Source organism: Frankia sp. CgKIO3 (assembly GCF_977946435.1).
In genome coordinates this window covers 1-3,572 of record NZ_CDWTMO010000262.1, presented here as the reverse complement: position 1 = coordinate 3,572, position 3,572 = coordinate 1, and the positions used below count along the sequence as shown (strand labels likewise).

At 76.1% G+C, this 3,572-nt stretch carries 2 protein-coding genes and 2 pseudogenes; 1 reads left to right on the top strand and 3 read right to left on the bottom strand.

Annotated elements, in window-relative coordinates:
* The 3 genes and pseudogenes from AC08OJ_RS19250 to AC08OJ_RS19240 form a co-directional block, all read right to left on the bottom strand.
* Positions 1-914, bottom strand: a pseudogene (locus tag AC08OJ_RS19250) (bifunctional heptose 7-phosphate kinase/heptose 1-phosphate adenyltransferase); the annotation flags it as partial.
* A 110-nt stretch (positions 915-1,024) separates the two neighbouring features.
* Positions 1,025-1,420: a glycosyltransferase family 9 protein gene (locus AC08OJ_RS19245; RefSeq protein ID WP_476596469.1), complete on the bottom strand. Its 396-nt coding sequence runs from the start codon at positions 1,418-1,420 to the stop codon at positions 1,025-1,027.
* A 101-nt stretch (positions 1,421-1,521) separates the two neighbouring features.
* Positions 1,522-1,875 (bottom strand): annotated as a pseudogene (locus AC08OJ_RS19240) (glycosyltransferase family 9 protein); the annotation flags it as partial.
* 459 nt (positions 1,876-2,334) lie between these two features.
* Here AC08OJ_RS19240 and AC08OJ_RS19235 point away from each other — a divergent pair.
* Positions 2,335-3,570, top strand: coding sequence for a glycosyltransferase (locus tag AC08OJ_RS19235; protein ID WP_476596468.1), 1,236 nt, complete (start codon positions 2,335-2,337; stop codon positions 3,568-3,570).
* The last annotated feature ends 2 nt before the right edge of the window (positions 3,571-3,572 follow it).

Below are 3,572 nucleotides of genomic sequence, written 5' to 3'. Positions count from 1 at the left end.
TGCAGCCGGGCGCGCAGGTCCGCCGCCGGGCAGATGCCGGTGCCGGCGGTCGAGACGGCCACGGACGCGGCGATCGAGGAGAGCCGGACGGCGTCACGCAGCCCGACGCCCGCCGCCCGGGCGAGGACCATGGCGGCGACGAACGTGTCACCGGCCCCCGAGGTGCGCTCGTCGGGCGCGTCGGCGGTGGCCGGCAGATGCCACGGCGGCTCATCGGGAGTAAGGACGACGACGCCGTCGAGGGTGACGGCCGCGGCCCGCGCCCCGCTGGCGGCGAGGATCTGTGCCGCGTGGTGCCGCACGGTCCCGACTCAGTCGTGCGCGAAGGAGCCTCGGACGGCCTCGGGCAGCAGCGCGACGACCTCATCCGCATTGGGCTTGACCAGGTCGGGGCGCACCGCCGCCCATCGGGTGAGGTCGTGGGCGTCGACGACGAGCCGCCGGCCCGCCGCCCGCACGGCTGCCGCCACCCGGCCGATCAGCTCGGGGGTAAACAACCCCGTGCCGTAGTCGCAGGCCAGCACGGCACAGGCCGACGCGGCCCCGGCGGTGACGCGGGCCGCCACGGCGGCGGCGGTGGCCCGCCGGGGCGGGGTCTCGTCACCCGTGTCGCAGCGCAGGTGGAGATGGTTGCCGGAACAGATCCGCCGCTTGGCCACCGTGGTCCACCCGGGTTCGACGACCACGGCGGACGTGCCGACGCCACCGGCGTCGAGCAGGTCCCGCAGCCGCCGGCCGTCGGGATCGTCCCCCACCATCCCGACCAGCCGGGTGCGCGCACCGAGGGCGGCCGCGGCGAGGACGGCGTTGCCGGCTCCCCCCGGGGACTCCTCCCGCCCGGTCACAGAGACGACGGGTACGGGGCCCTCCCGGGACAACCCCCGCGGCGGTCCCCGCAGCCAGGAGTCGAGCATCGCGTCCCCGACCACGAGCAGGTGCAGCGCACCAAACCGATCCGGCAGCTCGGCGAGCGGCACGGGACGCGGCGAGGCCGGAGACGAGGCTAGAGACGCGGGGGCGGCGGTCATCGGGCCATCCCCTCCCCGACCAGCGCAAGCGCGGCGGCGGTCACCTCGGCCGGCGGCAGATCCAGGCATTCGTGCCCGAACGGGCAGGTGAAGGCGCGGCAGGGCGTGCAGGGCGTCGCCCGGCGCAGCACCGCGACGCGCGCGGCGCGTGGCCGGTACTCGCTCTCCCGTTCAGTGCCGGCGAACAGGGTGACGACGGGCGTGCGCACCGCGTCGGCGAGATGGGCACCGCCCGAGTTGTTGGTGACGACGACCGCCGCGCCGCGCAGGAGCGCGGCCAGCGCCGGGACGTCCAGGACCCCGGTGAGGCCCCGCCCCGCCGGGCCGGCAGCGGCGACGACCCGGTCGACCAGGGCGGTCTCGGCGCCCGTGCCGGCGGCGAGGACCCGCAGGCCCGCGCCCGCGAGCAGGCCGGCGACCCGGGCGAACGGTCGGCGCCGTAGCGGCGGGCCGAACAGCTCGCCCCGGGCAGCAGCACCGCGTAAGGGCCGGGTTCCGTCAGCGGCCGGACCCTCGCGACGGCCTCGCCTGGCACGGCCAGCCGGGGGTGGGATGCCGGGGCGGGGATGCCGAAGCGGCGCAGCAGCAGCAGCGCCCGGTCGACCTGGTGGATACCGCCGGGCAGGTCGTCCACCCAGTGGGTGAGCAGCGACCCGCCGAACTCCCGCGAGGCGCCAACCCGGGTCGGGATCCCGGCGAGGGCGCAGACGAAGGCGGCCGGCCACGGCGACTGGGAGAACGAGGTGAACAGGACCGCGACGTCGTAGCGGCGCCGCGCCAGCGTCTCGACCAGCCGGGTCTGCTCGGCCGGGTCGACGGATCGGCCGCCGGTGTCCTGCCAGCACACCGATGCCACGACCGCGTCATCGACGCAGTCAAGCAGGGGCAGCACGGCCGCCCCGCCGGGTGAGGTCAGCACGTCGAGGCGGGCCCCGGGCGCCGCGGCCCGCAGCGCCCGCAGCGCCGGGGACAGCAGCACGACGTCCCCGAGATTGTCCGGACGGACCGCCAGGACGTGGCGGGCGGCCGCGAGGTCCAGCGGACCCGCACGGCCCGCCGCCGGGTGGGACGCGACTTCGTTCACGGGAGGCTCCGGGACGGTCGGGAACGGTCGAGACGGTCAGGGACGGCTTCTCCCCCGCCCCGTGCCCGGAGGGTGGGCAACAAAACTGCTACTCTCCGCGAGGAACGTTCTCTCCGTGAAAACCACGCCGGGCGAGAACCACGCCGATCGCCTCGGCCTCGAGGGCCCAGGGGGCTGCCCGGCAGGCGGTGACCGCTCCGGCGAGCGGGTACGGCCTTCTCCATGCCGCGAGCAGCCATCCCCCGGACAGCCATCCCCCGGATCGCCTTCGTCTGCGGCAACCTCGTCACCGCCGAGGACGGCGTCGCCGACTACACCATCCGGCTCGCCGAGACACTGCGCCACGACATCGATCCCGTCCTGATCACCTCGGGGCGGGTCGAGGGCGACCTCGGCCCCACCCGGGTGGTCACGCTGGAACGTGGGTGGGGTCCGGCCGGGATCGCCGCCACCGCAACGGCGCTGCGGCGCCTGCGGCCCGACCTCGTCCACCTCCAGTTCGCACCCTCGGCGTTCGGGTTCTCCCCGGCGGTCGGGCTGCTGCCCCCGCTGGCGGGCCGGCGCGTCCCCTGGGTGACCACCCTGCACGAGTACGGCTGGTGGGACCGGGAGACCCTGACGCTCGTGCCCCACTCGCGCGCCCTGGTGGTGACCAATCCCGAGCACGCCGCCGCGGTACGCACCCGCTTCGGCCGCCAGGCGCAACTGGTCCCCGTCGCCGCGAACATCCCCCGGGCACGAAGCACCGCCCGCACCGCCAGTCTGTCCTCCGACGCCGGCTCATCCCCCGGCGCCGACCCATCCCCCGGCGTCAGCCCGGGACAGGCGGCCCGGTCCCGGCTACGCGGCCGGCTCGGCACCGGCCCCGACGCCGAGGTGGCAGTCTTCTTCGGCTTCGTCCACCCGGTGAAAGGCGTGCGGTATCTCCTCGAAGCCGTCGCCGAGCTGCACGCCGACCATCCCGACCTGCATCTCGCCGTCGTCGGCGGGTTCACCTCCCTGGCGCTGCCCGACGCCGAGGCGGCGGCCTTCCGCCGCGAGCTCGAAGGGCACGCCCGTGCCGTCGGCGTCGCGGACCGGGTGACGTTCACCGGACATCTGCCGGCCGAAGAGGTTTCGGACATCCTGGCCGGGGCGGACGTCTGCGTGCTGCCGTTCACCGCCGGGGTGACGACGAAGAGCGGGGCGCTGGCGGCCGCGCTGTCCCACGGCCTGCCGACAGTGGTAACGGTCGCGGACCCGCCGGATCCGGCCCTCGTCGACGGCCGGACGGCGATCGTGGCCAAACCCGTGCGGGACCCGGCCGCGCTGGCCCGTGAGCTGCGCCGGCTGCTGGGCAACCCGGCGCTGCGGGCGGCCGTGTCCGCTGGCGGCCGCAACCTCGTCGCCGACCGGTCCTGGCCGTCCGTCGGGGCCGCGCACGCCCGCCTCTACCGGTGTCTGATCGGTCCCCGATGACC

Coding starts and splice junctions, on each gene's coding strand:
- AC08OJ_RS19235 (WP_476596468.1), top strand. CDS start 2,335: ATGCCGCGAGCAGCCATCCCCCGGACAGCCATCCCCCGGATCGCCTTC.